This is a genomic window from Cellulosilyticum ruminicola JCM 14822, from assembly GCF_001311925.1.
GTDB classification, from domain to species: Bacteria; Bacillota; Clostridia; order Lachnospirales; family Cellulosilyticaceae; genus Cellulosilyticum; species Cellulosilyticum ruminicola.
In genome coordinates this window covers 35,228-53,273 of sequence record NZ_BBCG01000022.1, presented here as the reverse complement: position 1 = coordinate 53,273, position 18,046 = coordinate 35,228, and the positions used below count along the sequence as shown (strand labels likewise).

19 protein-coding genes and 1 pseudogene are annotated in these 18,046 nt (G+C 32.0%); 14 read left to right on the top strand and 6 right to left on the bottom strand.

What is annotated here, in order from left to right; genetic code table 11:
- Nucleotides 1-144 precede the first annotated feature (144 nt).
- Nucleotides 145-519, top strand: a complete 375-nt coding sequence (locus JCM14822_RS09335; protein ID WP_054741774.1) for a PH domain-containing protein — start codon at nt 145-147, stop codon at nt 517-519.
- Between the two features lie 413 nt (nt 520-932).
- On the opposite strand, the gene JCM14822_RS23855 is transcribed toward JCM14822_RS09335, so the two are convergent.
- The 3 genes and pseudogenes from JCM14822_RS23855 to JCM14822_RS23850 form a co-directional block, all read right to left on the bottom strand.
- Complete coding sequence (locus tag JCM14822_RS23855; RefSeq protein WP_330377442.1) at nt 933-1,448, bottom strand: DMT family transporter; 516 nt, start codon at nt 1,446-1,448, stop codon at nt 933-935.
- A 39-nt stretch (nt 1,449-1,487) separates the two neighbouring features.
- Nucleotides 1,488-1,634: pseudogene (locus JCM14822_RS24510) on the bottom strand (EamA/RhaT family transporter); the annotation flags it as partial.
- Nucleotides 1,586-1,891 (bottom strand): hypothetical protein, encoded by a 306-nt coding sequence (locus tag JCM14822_RS23850; protein ID WP_330377441.1) that lies wholly within the window; start codon nt 1,889-1,891, stop codon nt 1,586-1,588. The pseudogene JCM14822_RS24510 and the gene JCM14822_RS23850, both read right to left, overlap by 49 nt.
- A 731-nt stretch (nt 1,892-2,622) precedes the next feature.
- Between JCM14822_RS23850 and JCM14822_RS09325 the strand changes: the two genes are divergently transcribed.
- Together JCM14822_RS09325 and JCM14822_RS09320 are read left to right on the top strand one after the other, a co-directional pair.
- The gene (locus tag JCM14822_RS09325) at nt 2,623-3,810 is read left to right on the top strand and encodes a hypothetical protein (protein WP_054741772.1); all 1,188 of its coding nucleotides are present in this window, start codon (nt 2,623-2,625) and stop codon (nt 3,808-3,810) included.
- Between the two features lie 164 nt (nt 3,811-3,974).
- A complete protein-coding gene (locus JCM14822_RS09320; protein ID WP_054741769.1) occupies nt 3,975-4,856 on the top strand; it encodes an SPL family radical SAM protein in 882 nt (293 codons plus the stop codon).
- 7 nt (nt 4,857-4,863) lie between these two features.
- Here the strand turns inward: JCM14822_RS09320 and JCM14822_RS09315 are convergent, their stop codons facing one another.
- Complete coding sequence (locus tag JCM14822_RS09315; protein ID WP_054741767.1) at nt 4,864-5,325, bottom strand: metal-dependent hydrolase; 462 nt, start codon at nt 5,323-5,325, stop codon at nt 4,864-4,866.
- 156 nt (nt 5,326-5,481) lie between these two features.
- Between JCM14822_RS09315 and JCM14822_RS09310 the strand changes: the two genes are divergently transcribed.
- The 5 genes from JCM14822_RS09310 (at nt 5,482) to JCM14822_RS09295 (ending at nt 11,090) form a co-directional block, all read left to right on the top strand.
- Nucleotides 5,482-7,845 carry an RNA polymerase sigma factor sigma-70 region 4 domain-containing protein gene (locus JCM14822_RS09310; RefSeq protein ID WP_054741765.1) on the top strand — a complete coding sequence of 788 codons (2,364 nt, stop codon included), beginning with the start codon at nt 5,482-5,484 and terminating at the stop codon, nt 7,843-7,845.
- A 132-nt stretch (nt 7,846-7,977) separates the two neighbouring features.
- The gene (locus JCM14822_RS09305; protein WP_054741763.1) at nt 7,978-9,702 is read left to right on the top strand and encodes a hypothetical protein; all 1,725 of its coding nucleotides are present in this window, start codon (nt 7,978-7,980) and stop codon (nt 9,700-9,702) included.
- Nucleotides 9,703-9,913: 211 nt separating this feature from the next.
- Nucleotides 9,914-10,177, top strand: a complete 264-nt coding sequence (locus JCM14822_RS23845; protein ID WP_330377440.1) for a hypothetical protein — start codon at nt 9,914-9,916, stop codon at nt 10,175-10,177.
- Nucleotides 10,117-10,719: a nucleotidyltransferase family protein gene (locus tag JCM14822_RS09300; protein ID WP_330377444.1), complete on the top strand. Its 603-nt coding sequence runs from the start codon at nt 10,117-10,119 to the stop codon at nt 10,717-10,719. Before JCM14822_RS23845 ends, JCM14822_RS09300 begins: the two co-directional genes overlap by 61 nt.
- Before the next feature lie 62 nt (nt 10,720-10,781).
- Complete coding sequence (locus tag JCM14822_RS09295; RefSeq protein ID WP_054741760.1) at nt 10,782-11,090, top strand: NifB/NifX family molybdenum-iron cluster-binding protein; 309 nt, start codon at nt 10,782-10,784, stop codon at nt 11,088-11,090.
- Between the two features lie 181 nt (nt 11,091-11,271).
- Here JCM14822_RS09295 and JCM14822_RS19295 read toward each other — a convergent pair whose 3' ends face one another.
- Nucleotides 11,272-12,678, bottom strand: a complete 1,407-nt coding sequence (locus JCM14822_RS19295) for a glycoside hydrolase family 2 TIM barrel-domain containing protein (RefSeq protein ID WP_242861468.1) — start codon at nt 12,676-12,678, stop codon at nt 11,272-11,274.
- A gap of 13 nt (nt 12,679-12,691) precedes the next feature.
- Nucleotides 12,692-13,024, bottom strand: a complete 333-nt coding sequence (locus JCM14822_RS21825; RefSeq protein ID WP_242861467.1) for a hypothetical protein — start codon at nt 13,022-13,024, stop codon at nt 12,692-12,694.
- 285 nt (nt 13,025-13,309) lie between these two features.
- Between JCM14822_RS21825 and JCM14822_RS09280 the strand changes: the two genes are divergently transcribed.
- The 6 genes from JCM14822_RS09280 (at nt 13,310) to JCM14822_RS24975 (ending at nt 17,912) form a co-directional block, all read left to right on the top strand.
- Nucleotides 13,310-15,832, top strand: coding sequence for a UvrD-helicase domain-containing protein (locus JCM14822_RS09280; protein ID WP_054741755.1), 2,523 nt, complete (start codon nt 13,310-13,312; stop codon nt 15,830-15,832).
- Nucleotides 15,825-16,427 carry a hypothetical protein gene (locus JCM14822_RS09275; protein ID WP_054741753.1) on the top strand — a complete coding sequence of 201 codons (603 nt, stop codon included), beginning with the start codon at nt 15,825-15,827 and terminating at the stop codon, nt 16,425-16,427. Before JCM14822_RS09280 ends, JCM14822_RS09275 begins: the two co-directional genes overlap by 8 nt.
- Nucleotides 16,428-16,545: 118 nt before the next feature.
- Nucleotides 16,546-17,019, top strand: coding sequence for a glycosyl hydrolase 53 family protein (locus JCM14822_RS21820; protein ID WP_054741752.1), 474 nt, complete (start codon nt 16,546-16,548; stop codon nt 17,017-17,019).
- Nucleotides 16,952-17,203 carry a glycosyl hydrolase 53 family protein gene (locus JCM14822_RS21815; RefSeq protein ID WP_242861466.1) on the top strand — a complete coding sequence of 84 codons (252 nt, stop codon included), beginning with the start codon at nt 16,952-16,954 and terminating at the stop codon, nt 17,201-17,203. Before JCM14822_RS21820 ends, JCM14822_RS21815 begins: the two co-directional genes overlap by 68 nt.
- A 215-nt stretch (nt 17,204-17,418) precedes the next feature.
- Nucleotides 17,419-17,769: a hypothetical protein gene (locus tag JCM14822_RS09265; RefSeq protein WP_054741749.1), complete on the top strand. Its 351-nt coding sequence runs from the start codon at nt 17,419-17,421 to the stop codon at nt 17,767-17,769.
- A gap of 20 nt (nt 17,770-17,789) precedes the next feature.
- Entirely contained in the window at nt 17,790-17,912 is a 123-nt protein-coding gene (locus JCM14822_RS24975; RefSeq protein WP_083461357.1) for a sigma factor-like helix-turn-helix DNA-binding protein, read from the top strand.
- The last annotated feature ends 134 nt before the right edge of the window (nt 17,913-18,046 follow it).

Genomic DNA, 18,046 nt, shown 5'->3' with positions numbered 1-18,046 from the left:
AGTCAGAAAACCTTGTGATTAAGTATATTTTAGTCATGAGGTTTTTTGTTGTATAAAAATTTAATTAAGTGATTTAAATAAGTGTTTTTTGCATACAATGTGAAAGTAAGGAATTATGGCTATACATATAAAGGAGGCATATGAATGATCGATTTTATTAATCCGGAGTATATTAAGTTAAGTATGATGAATTCCAATGAGGCAGAAGAAGTAATCAAACCAATATTAGTTCCCAATGAGAAGATAGAAGTAGCCTTTAGAACTGTACGAGACAAAGTTATTTTCACATCCAAAAGGATTATTACTGTAAATATTCAGGGGGTATCAGGAAAAAGAAAGGATTATACAACGATTCCATATGGTAGAATACAAGCCTTTTCTGTCCAGACAAGTGGTACATTTGACTTAGAAAGCGAACTTAATATCTGGATTAGTAGTGTAGGAAAGCTCCACTTTGAAATATCTGGTAGATATGACGTACAGAACATTAATAGACTACTCAGTGAATATGTATTATGATTAAGCAAAATTATGTATGAATTCAAGTACATGATAAAGGAAATACAGGGAAGCCAATAGGTGTCATAGGTGTGTGTTGGAAGATTCATAATGAAGGGATTTTGTCAAAAGAGGATCAAGTTAAGCTCTTAAAACTGGGGTGACACTATTAATGGAAGTTTTAGATAAGTACCAATATGAGTATGATGTGGTATACACGAATTATATAGGTAAGATTATATATGAAGATAAATATCAAGTAGCCTTTATAGATAATTATGATAGAGTGAATGGAAAATTTAATAGCGAACATATAAAAAAGTAAAATAAATATAAAAGCCTCTTATAAGATAAGAAATGTTTATCTTATAAGAGCTTTTATATTTATAAGTATACATACAAGAAAATGTATTTATATACAAGATGAATAATCCTTAAGAGTTTTGTGTTACAGAAAACTTGGCTGGAGTAAAAGTACGATTTACGATGTAAATACCTAAGCAAACTAAAATTAATGCAATAATATTTTTAAGCTCAAAGATATTTTCTCCTAGGAATATAGCAGATAAGAAAGCACCGAATACTGGAATGAGGCAATTGTAGATTGCTACTTTTCCTACACTGTTATATTTCAGTAAAACCGCCCAAAGTGAGAAGGCCACAGCTGAAAGGAATGCCATATAAAGTAATAGTGCGATTGAACTAAGTGTGAATGGTCCTATTGAACCGCCAAGTAGGTAACCAGCTAATATGAGAATAAATCCACCAATTGTAAGCTGGAAGCCTGTTACTATAAATGTATCTTGATGTTGTGTAATTCTTTTACCATAGATTGAGGCAGCAGAAAGAATAAACGCTGCAAGAATTACAGAACCGTCCCCTTTAAGGTTAAAACCAGAGAAGAGCGCGCCACTACTAGTGCCATCTAAATTAATAAGGACAATACCCATGAAACCAATGATACAGCCTAGTGCTTTTGAGAAACCAAGTTTTTCATTTTTATAAATGAAATGGGCTAATAGGATACTAAAGAAAGCTCCTGTACCATTTAAAATAGAGCTACGTACACCTGAAGAGTAAGCAAGTCCTAAATAAAAGAATATATATTGTAATGTAGTTTGTGAAACACCAAAAATGAAGACCTGTCCCCATGTTTTAGGTGAGAAGCTTGTGAGGCTTTTTTTGTAATGAGGCAGAGAAGTAAAACGAGAAGACCAGCTAAAGTGAAACGGTAACCTGCGAAAAGAAATTTACCGGCTAAATCACTGGCTTCAATATTAAAAAGTTCATAGCCTATTTTAATACATGGGTAAGCGCTACCCCAAAGTAAACAACATATAAAGGCAGCTAAAGCTACGAACCAAGTCTGTGTAATAAACTTTTTGTTTTCCAAGATTAAATCTCCTTTCTAATTATAAGTTTAAAATGCCTTATATAGTATAAAGGATATAATTCCAATATTCTATAAGAAGATATGAAATAGAACAGGAAAATATTGTTTGAAATAGAAAAAAGAGATGCTTGTGCAGTCAAGTATCTCTTTTTTCTATATTTAATGGGATAGGAAAAGTGTATTAAATCACAGAGATTTATGATAGGTGCAAGGTATTGTGAACCCGTGATGTACCAATAGCTTGCACGCAATTTAAGATGATTAAAAAATGCACAAAAGACGCCCTACAACAATCATATATTGTTGTTAGGACGCCTTTGTCTAACTAGAATTATAAAAGGTAATATAGGTGCTTGTCAATATAAAAAATTATATTATTTGAAATATAAAGACAAATTTTCTGAGAGATTGTACAGAAGGAATAGGAATAAGGTTTACTTTTGATAAATAAACTTATAAAATAATAATTGAGAAAGAGATATAATAACAGGATTAGGGTTTGTAATTCACTAAAAATAAGTAGGTAAATTACATATGAACATATATATTAGAGACAGATTTATTTTAATAGAACAAGATGACATATTAGAAGAAGTATATCAAGAGGAACATTAGATAATGTTTCTCTATTTTTTAGGATATAATGAGGACAAAATTTATAAAAGCATAAAGTAAAATGAGAAGCATAAAAATGTAAAAAGGCATAGTTTGCAAATTAAGGAGAAGAGAATATGAGAATAGTTAATTTAACCCCTAGTAGATCATGGTATTCAGACATTGAGCTTATCAAAGTAGAAGGTGAATCTATATTTTATGCTGTACAAGTGAAGGAGAAAAAGAAATATTTCTATGAGGTAAGAAAAAGGGACATAAGTGAAAAGGAGAATAAAATTATATGGAGATATAAATTAGATGAAGATACATTTTATATGCAACGTTCTTATATTTATGGCAATGAACTAATTCTCTTTAAACTAAATTTACGTGGACAGTTAGGGGTTGTGACATTAGAAAAAGCAACGGGTAAATTGATTAAGGCAATTAATATTCAAATAGGTGAAATAGAAGCAGAGCAAATCATTGCAATTAATGAAAGATACTTCTTTGTGAGCGGGGAAAATAAGAAAGAAGAAGATGTTTTTTATTTATGTGATGTGGAGGAAGGGATAAGCTATGAAGTAACAAATACAAGACTTGCTCATGGATTAGTGGTCATTCATGGTTTGACGAGATGTATTCCTTGCTTTACACATGGAGGAGAAGACTGGGTAGTATTTAATGAATGCTATATGGAAGATTACGAGTATGAAGAAATATATGATATTGTAGAGGCTAAGAAGCTAAATGCTAATAAGGTTCAAGAAACAGAAGGATTATATGTCATTTCATTGAATCAATTAGTAGAAGGAGTCAAGCAAAAAGCAGAGATTATACCATTTAAAGAAATAAAAAAACATTGGTGTGATGGTTGGGTACGTTATTTAGGCATTAAAGATGGACATATTTATTATAGAGAAAAAGATTTTAAGACTCAGATAGAAACCGTTTATGCCATAGATATCAATAAGTTAGAAGAAAAGAGTGTATGTGAGATTGATCATAAGGTATTACAAGGCGTATTAAGATATGATGTCAATCAGATTTATGAAGACGTAAAAGTAAATGGGAAAAGGATTATTAAAGGACATTATGGCTTAGATGGAGAGGTTGAGATTCCAGCTAATAAGTATTTAACCTTTGGTGCATATATAGAGTCACAATATGTGGTGACATCTTGGTGGTGGGAAAATGAATCTAATGGTATATATATGTATAAAGAATTTGTAGGGATACAAGACCAGAAAGAGCCTAATGGCGGAGAAATGACTATTTATGAAGGGCAATATTATGTACAAGATAATACAGTTTTAATATACTAGAGGATAGAAAAATATAAGAGCGCCTAAAACACAAGAAAAGGCGCTCTTTTGTTAATCAAGATAAAAATATAAAGCAATTAAAGTAGTAAGATAAGCAGTTTAGTAACATGAAGGGGAATGAAGTAGTAATATATATAGTAGTCATATACAAAGGAGGAAAAGAAATGGAGTTTATACCGGCTAAAACCATTGTAACAAGGTGTAAGGGAAATGAGTGGTTCGGCATAGATTATAAAATGAATATTTACAAAGGTTGCACCCATGGCTGCATTTATTGTGATAGCAGGAGTAGCTGTTATGGCATTGATGATTTTGATGTAATTAAAGCTAAAAAAAATGCACTACAAATTATAAGAGGTGAATTAAGGAGCAAGATTAAAACAGGTGTAGTAGGAACAGGGTCTATGTCAGATCCGTATAATCCCATGGAAGCTAAGTATGGATTAACAAGAGGGGGATTAGAACTTTTAGCACAATATGGTTTCGGCGTAGCTATAGCTACGAAAAGCCCTCTTATTACCAGAGATATAGATTTATTAAAGCAGATTAAAAAGTATAATCCAGTACTTGTAAAGATGACCATTACAACTTGTGATGATACACTTAGTAAAATCGTAGAACCTCATGTAGCCCCAACTTCTGAAAGGTTTAAAGCTATCAAGGCTTTATCAGATGCAGGGATTAACTGTGGCTTATTATTAATGCCAGTATTACCTTTTATTGAGGATAATGAAAGAAATATAAAAGAAATTGTACGTCAGGCTGCTTTAAATGGGGCAAAATTTATATACCCTGCTATAGGTATGACACTTAGAGAAAATCAAAGGGAACATTATTTTGAGGCACTAGATAAACACTTTCCTGGGCTTCAAAAGAAATATATAGAGAGTTTCGGAAATAGTTATGAATGTGTAAGCTTAGAAGTAAAAAAATTGTGGCAAATATTTACCACAGAATGTCAAAAGTACGGTCTCGTTTATAAAATGAAAGATATCATTAATATGTATCAATCATCTTATAAAGTCGAACAGTTATCATTGTTTTAGAAAGATATTATCTCTTTTTATAATATTTTTTCTTTTTCTTATGTACGTTGTTAGGAATTAGGTCTATACGACGTCTATAAAAAGGATATAAGATGGCAACACCGCTGCTTCCTGGCCAACATAAATCTAATACGATATGACTAAGCATACCAACACCTAAACCAAAACCAAAGAGCTTGAGTTTTGCTAAAGATAAAAGAAGGACAAGGAGAATAACGAAGAACACCGAATGTGTTAAACTACGATGTCCACAACTACGATAAAGTGGTTTGCTAATGAAAAGAACATGGCGTCCTAATATGCTTTGTGGATGGTCAATATCAGGCAATAAGCTTCCTAATAAAATACTTACGCTTAATATTAGAATATTAAGTGGTGTACGTGGAATTGTAAGCGAAGGCGCTAGGAAGATAATTAAAATAAGTCCAGTAACTCCGCCCCCACGTAAATGACCTTTATAACCTGCCATAATGAGATACTCCTTTAATATGAAAATATAGTTTATTATGAAATAAAAAAACAGATAAAGCAAGAAAAATGTCGTTTTAGTGTTTGTTGAAAGAATCTTTAAAATCATATACTATAAAGGTAGTGATTATTAATGGGGGAAGAAGGAGAAAGCTACATGGGTAATCCATTACAAAGATTTTTTAAGAAGATATTTACAGGTGCACCAAAGAAAGCAGAAAGTGCAGAAGAAAATAAAGAAGAGCAAAAGGTAGAAAGCTTTACACAATCAGAAGCAGAAATTTCAATACAACAAGAGACAGTTATAGAGATAGACACAAAAGCTGTAAGTATAGAAGTAAAAGATTCAACTCAAGAAGAGAAGGCTATAAGTGTAGAGGAAAATGCTATAGAGAGTGTTCACCAGCAAGAGGTGGAAGAAGATAGAAGCTTAAAAATAGCTGATTATATAGTGGAAGAAGATGCAAGAGCAGCATTTGAAGCAGAAGGAGGCTTAGTAGAAAGACTATTAGCAGAATATATTCCAGCTAAAGTTTATGAAGAAAAGCTTATAAGTGAATTACAAAAACAAGGCGTTATGAAAACAAGCCAAATTACAAGTGGTGTAGTAGCCTTTATGTTAGATTATGCGAGCATGAATGAAAGTAAGATTAAAAACTTACTTAAGAAGTTCAAAGGCTATGTTTATTTTAAGGCTGTAGAAAAGCTTTTTACACAAGAAGAATGGGATAAACTTAAAAATACACTAGATTGGCATATTCACATGAGCATGCAGCCAGAATATGCGTCTATTAAAATTAAAGATGCATTTAAAGAGCATTATTATGAACCATTATGGAAACTTGCTAAGATTAAGGGAATTAGTGAGTTAAGAGAGCTTACAACTGCCTTTTTAGTAAGTTATAAAAACTATACAGGTGTAGGTGAGAAAAAGTATAAGAAAACATTAGAAGTACTTGCTGGGTATACTATGAAAGACAATAGTTTTGAATGCTTAGGCATTGTGCAAAAAGAAAAGATAGCAGATGGCGATTATAAGATTCATATTGAAGAGCATCTTTATAATATATTCCAAAATTATAATTTAGCTCAAGTTAGTATGATTTATGGTGATATTGTAGCCAATGGGATTAAAAAAATGAAGCTTAAAAACCTTCAAGGCAAGAGCATGAATATAGTAAGTGGTTTAGTTTATAGACCTGTATTAGAAGAAGCAATCCAGAAGTTAAATAAAGTAGTCACACCGAACTTGGCCTTTAAATCGTTTAAAGATGAGAAGGGATTAGAATTATTAAGGCTCCGTTATGTAGAAAGAGTTACATTAGAAGAAGCAGCACAGCAGTTAGGACTTTCATTAGAGGAAACAAGTAAATTGCAAATAGGTACAGTGGATCAACTTACAGAACTGATACGTAGTAGCAAATTAGTAGAAATTTTAAGCTTTATCAATAAAGGTGATGATCACATAGCCTTTAATATAATAGAAAATGTGTTAGGTGAGCAGAATAGTCACATTGTGGAACTCATTAAACATAATGCTTTCCAAGACTTAGGATATCATCCTATTTTCAACATGGTATTCCTTCATGAAGTAGTGGGGGAAGATGAATTAATGGAAAACTTAAAAGAAGTGCTTCCAGAAGTATTTTTATTAAATGAGTATAAAGCGAAAATGGAAGAAGCTATCGTAAACATAGGTATAAAGAAATTTGGAAAAGATGTCATTCCTAACTTACTTGAAGCTATGGGATATCATGCAAGTGGTAAGTTATATAGTAAGAAGGAAATGACAGGCACATATATTTTGGAAATGATCTTTAAATCTAAAGTTAAAAAGCCGCTATATTTAGATGAAGATGCAGTAGAAATTTTAAACGAAGAAGCACAAAAAATGTATAATTATGTCCTAGGAAATAGTTTAATAGCAATAGAACAAATTATTAAGCAGGTAGAAGATGTTTTATGTGTTGGAAGTAATACTTATTTACATAGTAGTCGTATAAAATGTAAAAAAGAAGTTTTAAATGAGATTCAAACATATTTAGTAGAGTTAAGTGAAACGACAAATGAAATAAATGCTAATGTTTTATATGAGACTCTTAAAACAAAGCTCAAAGGTACGAGTATTAAAGACCAGTATGGCTTATATCATATTATCTTCTATTATTTTAAAGATCAGTTTAAAAAGGATAATAACGGTGGTTTAAATATTATTTTAAGAGAAGATAAAAAGTCCTATGGTGAGTTCATTGGATTTACAGAGGTAGTACCAAGATTACAGCAACTTATTAATAAACATATGGATCAAGGATATATTAAAATACAAGAATTCTTTGAGGAAATACAAAAAGAAGAGAGATTAAGTACATTTTTACATGACAATAAGTTAGTAGATAGCAAAGAGATTGGAAAAGTATTAATGCATGTAGATGATACTTTATTAGGCGATGAAGTATTCTTATATCGTACAAGTAGTCCTTATAAAAGTTTAGAAGAACTTATGGCGGCAGAAGTTGTATAGAGGTACAATAAAAATTATAGTGAGTATAAAATTATAGTAGGTATAAGTTTTGTATGGGCGTATAATGGATTTATATAGAAAGATAAAGATGATGCAGATAAGAGAGAGATTTCGTAAAAGGTGGGGAAACCGATGAAAGTAGTACCGTTTAATAGACCCAAAAGCATATGGGAAGTAATTGACGAATGTACAACAGAAGGTATACTAAATCAGCCAAAGGTAGAAGAAATATTAAATCCAATAGAAGAAGGCGAAATACGCATTTCAGCAGCTTTAGTAGACATCCTTTACAATAATGAAGGAATGGAGCAAAATGAATGTCAGGCTAAAGCTATTTGTAACTTAATTGAACAGATTAATGAAGGTCAGCTGATAGAATATAGACTAATTATAAAAAAGCTAAAGCAGATCAAAATAAGAGCACTAGGTCTTATTGGTATCTTAGAAAAGCATTTATCTAAAGAATGTATGACTAAAGAGATTTATGAGCTGTTTAAAAAAATCTTATTTGATACTACAGATAAAGAACTCTTTAAATTAGCTATTCAAGTTACTTGCTTAGGTAAATGGTGTGAAGAATTGCTTCCAAACTATGAAATTATTGGACAAGGAGAGGAATTTTCACGTTATATAGCTTATGCTTTTAATAAATGGATTGCCCAAAAACCTTTTAGAGAAGCAGCCTTTAGGGTATTAGATTTGAGCGTAGATTGGGGTGCTGTTTATTTCACAGAAGCATTATTACAGCAGAAGGAATTATTAAAAAATAAACAGTACCAACGAGAAATTCTAATAGGTGGCTTAAGACATAATAGTATACAAATGGAGATTAGTATAGAGTTGGCTACAACTTTAGATTTACCTCAACTATTTAAAATGAGCTTGGAAGATTATGAGCTTTGCAGATATTTAATCATGCTTTATAATTCATTGTTGTATGATACCATTCCAGATGGTGGAATTTGTGAAGCATTAGAAAATAGTTTAGTGTTTATTGAACGGTATCTAGAGTATCTAGAGATAATACCATTTGACATTTTAAAATTATTAGGAATTAAAGATGTGCTTGAGTTCATAAAAAATAGTGAAAACAAGGAGCTTATCATTGAAACTTATGATGGAGAAACTTATGAACATTTAAAGGCTCATGCACTTACATTATGGAAAGAGACTTATACGCTTGAACTTGTTCGAAAGTCATTAAAAGAAGGTGTCAGTTGCTATGCATGGTGCAGATTTATTAAAAAATATCATATTAGTGAATTAGTAGAAGATTGTAGAGCGTTATATGATGAGAAGAGCATGATTAACTGGCTAATAGAAGATATTTTAATTGATATGGGAGATATGGTGACACAGTATCATATTTATCAACTACTAAAGAAAAATGTGAATGATAAGGCAAGAGTAAATATAGCTTATTCATATATTAATCTAGTGAAAGATGTCTTTAAAGGAGAAAGTAGCATTATTAATACAATTAAAGTACTAGAGAAATTACCTTTTAAGGACGTAGCGGAGTTTAATATGCAATTATTAGGAGATTATAATCCACAAGTGAGAAGTAGAGCAATAAATGCTCTTAATGGGAGAAGTGAAGAAGAGATTAAGCAGCAAGAAGGGCTTGTAGAGAAGATTGTAGAACGTTTAGGTGATGGACCATTTTACATACGTAATGATGCATTGCAGCTTTGTAAAAACAAGAATATCAAGATTTCTAAGGTACAGGCTAAAGCTATTGAAATGAACTGGCAAAAAAGAACTGACGGCAATAGTGATGAGTTTATCGATACATTTATGAGTATTCAAGAAAGACCTATTAGTATTGTGCCAGTATCTAAAAAAATAAATATGTAAGTAAAAAGGAGTGAGTGATGGGGGTAATATCAAGCACTCCTTTTTAAATAATTTAACAGAAAAAAAGCATAGATATTATATAACTTAATATGGTTAATATATAATGGGAAAGGTAGAGAGAACATCTGTATGAGCTAATAGTGAATTGATTAAATGAGATTAGAAATTATACAGGATATTGATATAAGAAGTAGAAATAAGGAAGATGAGTATGATGACAGAATTTAATATTGAACAGTTTTTAATGAAATATCCATATGCTATGAAGATGATAGAGGAGAATAATATTAATATAGCGAATTTAAAATTGATTTATAAGGACTATATTAAGCATATGGATGCTTATCAAAATCATGGAGATTTCATAGCGAATATTTTACGTTCACAAAACAGCATTCATACGGTGAAGTCTAGATTAAAAGACCCAGATGGCTTATTGAAAAAGTTATTCGAAAAACAGAAGATCGCAGATTAAAATATGGTGATGATTTTCAATTTAATGTAGATAATTATAAAGACGAAATTAATGACTTGATTGGAATCAGGGTTATTCATATTTTTAAGGAACAATGGCGTGAAATTCATGAGTGTATTATGAATACATGGAAGGTCATAGAGATTACTGCTAATGTCAGAGAAGGGGATAATGTAGAGGTGTTTAATAATCTCAATATTGAGGTTAGATCAAGAGCTTCAGGTTACCGCTCTGTACACTATTTAGTAGAGTTCTATCCTACAAATCGTCGTGTCATTGCAGAGATTCAGGTAAGAACAATCTTTGAAGAGGGATATGGTGAAATTGACCATAGATTAAGATATTCACACATAGAGATTCCTGAGATTCTTAAATCGAATTTACTACTTTTTAATCGTATCATTGGAAGTGCAGATGAGATGGCCTCACTTATTAATACATTAAGTAAAGAATGGTGTGAGAAAGAAGTAAATTATCAAAAAATCATTGCACAGCAACAAGCTGAAATTGATAAATTAAGAGAACAAAATAAGCAAGAATAATAAGATATAAAAGATTAGTACTATACATATAATTGAAGAGAAAACCTTGTAGGAGGTATTGTATGGTACTAGCAATCACTTCAGATGGAAAAAGTGTTTCAAAAGAATTTGCAAAAACCAAAGCTTTTGAGGTATTTGATATACAAGGAGGTAGAGCAGGCAAGCGGATGCTAATAGATACTTCTGCGGGTATATCGGAAAATGATTTGTCATATATTTTACAAAATGAAGGTGTAGAAATATTAATATGTGGTTCTATTACATCTGAACATCAAAGAGAATTAGAGAACTATAAAATAAAGGTGATTACAGGTGCTAAAGGTATGACTAAGAATATTTTAACAGCATATATTAGAAGTATGAAAAGTTAGGTCACATAATAGATTTTAGAAAGGTACTGCAAAATTTAATTTTGTAGTACCTATTTTAATACTTGTTATTTTTGGGGTTATTTAAATAAAAGTATAACTTCCCTTTTAGTAGGAAAACTAAGGAGCAAGTCGCATGAGTTTATGTTATATATATATAATAGGAACTGGATCAGCCGGATTGTCAGCAGCAATAAATGCCAAGATTCGTAATCATAAGTTTATAACTGTTTGTAATAGGTTCTTTTTTTGATGCTGTGGATAGTGTGAGGGTGAAGGTAAGTGGTGTTGGTGAAGTAACTTCCGGCAAAGTAATATGAACTTCACCAATATTAACAAGTCCATAAGCATTTGGAGAAACAGAGAAGATACCTTCGTTTAAAATTTTTGCAGAAGATGCCAATTGCCAGTGAATACAAGAGGCGTGTGTAGAAACATGAACGCAGACTGACGTAGGAGCTGTAAAGTGCTCACTATAATTTGCCAGCAATACTTTGCTTGTAAACTGATCACCGGCCTCATAGATGTAACCACCAAAATCACCTAAGAGACCTTTTTCTTCCAGTCTATCACGGAAAACTTCTAGGTTCTTGGCTTTAATAGAGCCTGTGTACTTTTGAATCTCATCAAAGTTAGGGAAGGTTTCATATTGGCCTACCTCATGAGAGACTACAGGAATTTGTGGGATGAGGGCATCATTGATTTCAGAGAGAGAAACAGTTTTAACATCTGTCCCGTATTGAATTTCTATTGTTTGTTTAGTAGGTGAGGAATCATTCGAAGAATGAGCTAGTTTAGTTTGATAAGCCATGATTTCAGTAGGATGAATAGATTCATCAAAATTATAATGGGTACCAGGAGCCATAGTTTGAATAATGCCTTGAGGGGCATCACACATAGCATAAGAACTTCTAAAGAGACGGTCATGACTGAAGCGGACACCGCTAAAAAAGTCATCGTTTTCTAAGATATAAGGTGAAAATTGAAAGTTATTTGAACCTTGTACATAGAGATGATGAGAATCAAAGGCTTTATAATCGCCTAGGATTTTATTTAGAATAAACTGACTGTCCCATAACTCATTGCCTAAAGACATCATGACAAAAGAAGGATGATTCCCAAAATGACGTAGAATCCTAAAGCCCTCTTCAATGAGATAATCTTGCTCAGCTTGATTATGATTTTCTTCACCAGGTACAGTAATGGTTCCCCAAAAGGGTAACTCGGGCTGCATATAAATTCCTAATCTATCTGCAGCTTCGAAGGTTGCTTCTGGAGGACAACAAGTATGAAAACGATAATGATTGATGCCATAAGATTTAGCAGTTTCTAATGTATGGAGCCAAGACTCTAAGTCAGTAGGTGCAAAACCTGTGAGAGGGAAAATGAGCCCATCATGTTTACCACGTAAGAAGATAGGACGGTCATTAATCGTAAAATAATCCGGCGTTCTTTTAAAGTCACGAAGCCCGAAGGTGAGTTCATGTTGGTCTAAAAGAACATTATCCTGGGTACATGTTAAAGTGAGTCTATAGAGATTAGGAGAATGCTCGTCCCAAAGAAGGGCATCATCGCCTAAGGTATAAGTAATTTCAAAAGATGTATCACAAAAAAAGCATAATGTTTTTAAAAAGCTGTTTATTAAAGAAACGAAGTTCTATCTTACCTGTAATACCGTTCCAATTAGTCTGTGTATTTTCAGAAGTAAGATGCCCACCCTTTGTAGGATAATTGGTATTATCAACGCAAATGGTAAGGGTGTGTTTGCCAGGCGTAAGGGCAGAACTTACCTCATAAATATAAGGTGTACATAAACTGTTTTGTGTGCCAATAAGTAAGTCATCAATCCAAAGTTTCGTAACACGAGTACGTTCTAAATATAAAAAATACGCTGATGTGTAACGGCGTCTAATATTTCCACTTCTTTTCGAAACCATGCCCATCCAGCAAAAGCATATTCATCCGTGAGATAATGGATGTTAACCTCCTCATTAATAGGACCCTTCTTGGCATGAGAAGTTGTATTAGGCAGTAATAAGCGTTAACAACTATAATAACTACTCTAATAAATAGACATTAATTCTCTAGCATTTTTAAAATGACATTTACTGTGATTTTTAATTTATTTTACCAAAAATCAGCAGTAGATATGATAAATACCATAATAAAAACATAAATAGCTAGTAAAATAAAAGTAGAAGTAAAAGAAATGAGGTGGCAACTTGAGCATACTAGAAGATATTCGATTTGAAAGAAGTTTACCAAGAGAAAACAGAGAACAAATCTTAGCTAAGGTTGATCAATTTATACAAGCTTGGGAGAGTAATGCAAGTCCCAATGATTTAAATACACAATTTAGTATGAAGAAGGTTCGTGGTGATACAATCTTAAAAGAGGTTTGGAAGTTTAAGGTGAGTGATGGCTGTCGCATTCTTTTTACAAAGGCTAAAGATTTAAATATAGCAATAGAAGGCTATGAAGATGCTTTGATATTACTTAGATATTGTAATCATGATGAACAGATTACAAAAGCGAGACAAATTAGTAAAGTAATGCCTAAGGTAGAAGACTCTGAAGAATTAGCTGAGCAGATAGATTTAGAGGCAGATTTAGAGGCAGACAAAGTGGCAGAGGCTATAGATTATAATCCAGAAACGTCTATTACAAGGGTATTTAAACATATGCGTATTGAATCCCTCATGGACTTAGAAAGTTTACAAGGGATATATTACCTTAATAGAAATCAGAGGGAATGTGTAAATAATGATTATAGGCCACTTATATTATTTGGTAGTGCAGGAAGTGGTAAAACCACTATAGGTGTTTATAAATTAGTGGATTTAATAAGACAGAATCCTCATATTAAAGTAGGTTACTATACGTACTCTAATAGATTAAAGGAAACTGCTGAAAAGATATTTGAGACAGTACTCAAAAATGAACTTGAGCCTGATGAAGTAGAAGCCTATAAAAAACAGGTAGAATTTTTGTCTTTAAGAGACTGGCTGAAGGCGCAAACTTCAGTAGATTATATAGTTCAATATGATCAGTTTAATGAAGAATTCTTCGTGCCATTACGTCAAAATTGGTCTATGAATCCAGAGTACAAAAATGTGATTTTAAATCTTACAGCTTATGAAGCATGGAGGGAAATAAGAGGGCTTATTAAAGGGTATGCAGGAGATAATTGGAAACCGCAGCTTGAAGTATATGGACTTTTGTCAGAAAAGGAATATATGAGACTTAGTAGACAATATGGATTTTATACACCTGAGCAGAGTAAAGTTATTTATGCCTTGGCCCTTAAATATATTACATGGCAAAAAGAAAAGGGCCTCTTAGATGAAAATGATTTATGTAAGAAACTATTTTTACAGGAACAAGATATATATATGAGTAGTGATTATAGAGCTGAAACGAATACAGCTTACGAGGAAAAGTATGATTGGATAGTAGTAGATGAAGTACAAGATTTAACGGAACTTGAGATTTACCTTTTACAAACAAGGGTAAGTGAAGCTGGTAATTTCCTTTTAAGTGGAGACTATCATCAAACCATAGCACCTACTTATTTTGATACAAAGCGCATTATGACTCTTTTGGAATACTATAATTATCGTTATGAAGAAGATAAAAATCGTTTTGTCTTAACCTACAACTATAGAAATCCTAAACAGATTGTAGAATTAGCTAATCAATTAGCAGCTATAAGAAAGCAAATCTTTGGGAGAGATAAACGTAATGACTATAGTGAAGAAGTAGCTAGGTGTGAGCAAATAGGTAATCTATATACGTTGTGTCAAAGTCGTCAGGAAAAGATCAAGTTATTGAAAACAGCGGTTGAAAAGGCCTATGTATATATAGTAGTAGCAACCTTACGTGAAAAAGAAGAATTAGAACAGCAGCTTAATAATAAAATTCGTATTTTTACAATTTATGAAGTTAAAGGACTTGAGAATAAATATATTATTGGTGTAAATTTAATTAGCAGTTTAAAAAAACATTGGGAAAAGCTTTATAAAGCTTATGGACAAGGGCGAGAAACAGGGAATATTCGTTTGGATCATCCATACTTTTATCGTTATATGCTGAATTTGCTCTATGTGACTTTAACAAGGTCACAAGAAAGCTTATGCTTTATAGAAGATGAAGTAACAGCTGATTTTATGACAAAGCTTTTAAATATAGAAATGCAGCATGAGACTACATTTGATGAAGGAACATTTGATTTAAGCGAAGTTTCTAGTGCAGAAGACTTTTATATAGAGGCGCTAAAGTTTGAAGTAGCAGAAGATTATAAAAGAGCTTTAGCACAATATGAAAGATTACGTATGCCAAAGGCTAGATTTAGAGAGCATTTTTGCAAAGGCAAGCTGGCAGAAGAGACAGGAAGATTTCAAGAAGCTGCACAGCATTATGAAAAGGCTAAAGAATGGCAAGCTGCAGCTAAGGCTTATTATAAGGCCAAATCATATACGAAGTATTATGAGTGTTTCATTAAATGGGATGATAAACGTTTTATGAAAGAAGTTATATATAATAATGCGATTGATTATAATCAAAAAATTAAGCCATATTTAACACCTTATTTAAAAGAAAAGATTACTGTATTATGCATGCAATATTATATAGATAAATTACCTGAATATCATGAGGAACAAGAAAATCAGATTTTATGGGCAGAAGAAATAAGTATACAAGTAGAAAAAGTAGTAGCAGCATTGGAGGCAAAGAAATATGGATGAGAAGCAAATGGAAGAACTTATTGCAGGAATTCGTCAAAATGAAAGTCAGAGTCAAAGTTTAAGTGAAATCCTTATGCAATTTAGTGAGTCCTTTACAAGACTAATGGCGCAAATAGAGGATGTAGGTAGACTGAAGGAATTTAAAATAAGTCATGAAAAGATTGTAAATTTAGAAGCAACGCTATCAGAAATTAAAGAGGATATAGAACTCATTAATACAGCACAGTTGGATAGAATAGATGAATTAGGTAGAAAGTTAGAAAATAAACTAACGAATGACTTTAAAGACCAGTTGAAACATGAGTTAAAAACAGAAATTTTACAAGGCGTAGATCATATTATAGAAAGAAAGTTTATAGCTTATGAAGCAAACAGCCTTATTATTGAAAATAGAAAATATAAGATTGATGAGACACGTCGATTGATTTACCAGCATTTACTAAATAAAGAAAAAGATAGAATATATAGTATCGGAGAAAATACAATAATTTATGAAAATACAATAAAAATCCGTGGCATATTAAAGGGATATGATGAAAAGGAGCAAAGCAGAGTACTTGTTTATTTGGAAAATGGGGAAGTGCACATGATATAAAAGTATACTAATATTTAAATATCTAGACCTAATGCCCTAGATTCTAGGGATATGATAAAATAGAAATGAAAATACCAATAAATAATTGCAGGAGGAAAAGAAAGCTTTAGATAAAAAGGTGAATAAATTAACTATAGAAGAATATTATATTAGACTTCTAGAATGTTATGGTCAAAATGGAGAGACTTATAGGGAATTGGGATGGCAAGATGAGCTAATTAATAATATTAAAAATTCGACTGCTTATGCGGTATTACAAGATAGACTAAAAAAGGGTATAAAAAGCGATACAATTTATGGACTTAATAATCGTATAGTAGAAATCTATGCATATCAGCGTGAGCAAAATAAAAAGTATAGTGCCCTTAAACAAAATGTAGATTTATTAATGGAAGGTGATCCTGAAAATCCAGAGATGTCGATTAATATTAATCCATCTGGGGATATAGGAAACGGTTGGTGTGACAAAGCAAATACACTTAATATGGCTAAACGTGCCAAAGCATTGGGTAGGGATGTTATGATTGATTTCCATTACAGTGATACAGGGGCAGATCCAGCCAATCAAAAGATTCCAGCAGCATGGAGATAATAATAGTCTTTATAAATGGATGTTTGATGGGCTTAAAAATAATGGTGCAAGATATGATGTCATTGGTATGTCATTATATCCATCAACATCTAACTGGCAAACACTTGCAAACAACACATATAGTAATATGCAAAACATGGTTTCTAGATATGGTAAAGAAGTAATGATTTACAGCAGCACTTGAAGGTTTTAAATAAAATTAAGTGAGATTTAAAAAATAAACACGATTAAGTAGAAGTAGTTCTATTTAAAATCAAATAAAAGGTATAAAAGGTATAAGAAGTACTAACTTACATAGAAAGTGTGAGTTAGGACTTTTTGTTATATTTTAGATAAAGTTTACAGTGTGCTATCTTTGTGTTGCGCAAATAAATAAGCTGCAGCGGAAAGAAGCTGAGGATGAAAGAGAGTTTTGAAAAGACTTTTGAAATATGGTGGGAGAAGCTTAAGAATCTACGGAATAAATTTTGTAGAGAAACTCATTTAGTTGGCTATGACCAAGATGATTTGCAGCAGGAATGTTACTTTTTATTTAGACAAGCATGGGAAAGCTTTGATGAAAGTTATGGTGTTACTTTTGGCAGTTATTATAAAGTTAAGCTCCATGGTTGGCGGGCGAATATGAATCGGAAGGTTAATCAAAGGCAGACCGTGTTATTAGAAGATGAGACGGGTTATGAAGATGAAAGTATTGATATAGAAAATCAAACTATCGGGAAGATATTGTGTGAAAAAGGACTAGATTTTTAGATGAGACGGAGCATGAACTCATTTTTGCATACTATATAAGAGGAGAAACACTTAAAAATATTGCAAAGCGTTTGGAACTAAATTATAAAACTGCCGAAAATAGAAAGAGGAAGGCACTCGAAAAGCTTCGGAAAAGTTTGTAAAAAGGAGAGTATTACTATTTGATTACGGTTATAAGACGAAGACATTAAGATTATAAGGCAAAGTCATGATAGAGGAAGATAATACATAAATGATATGGTAGGATAAGAATAGACAATAAAGCTAAAGTCAAATA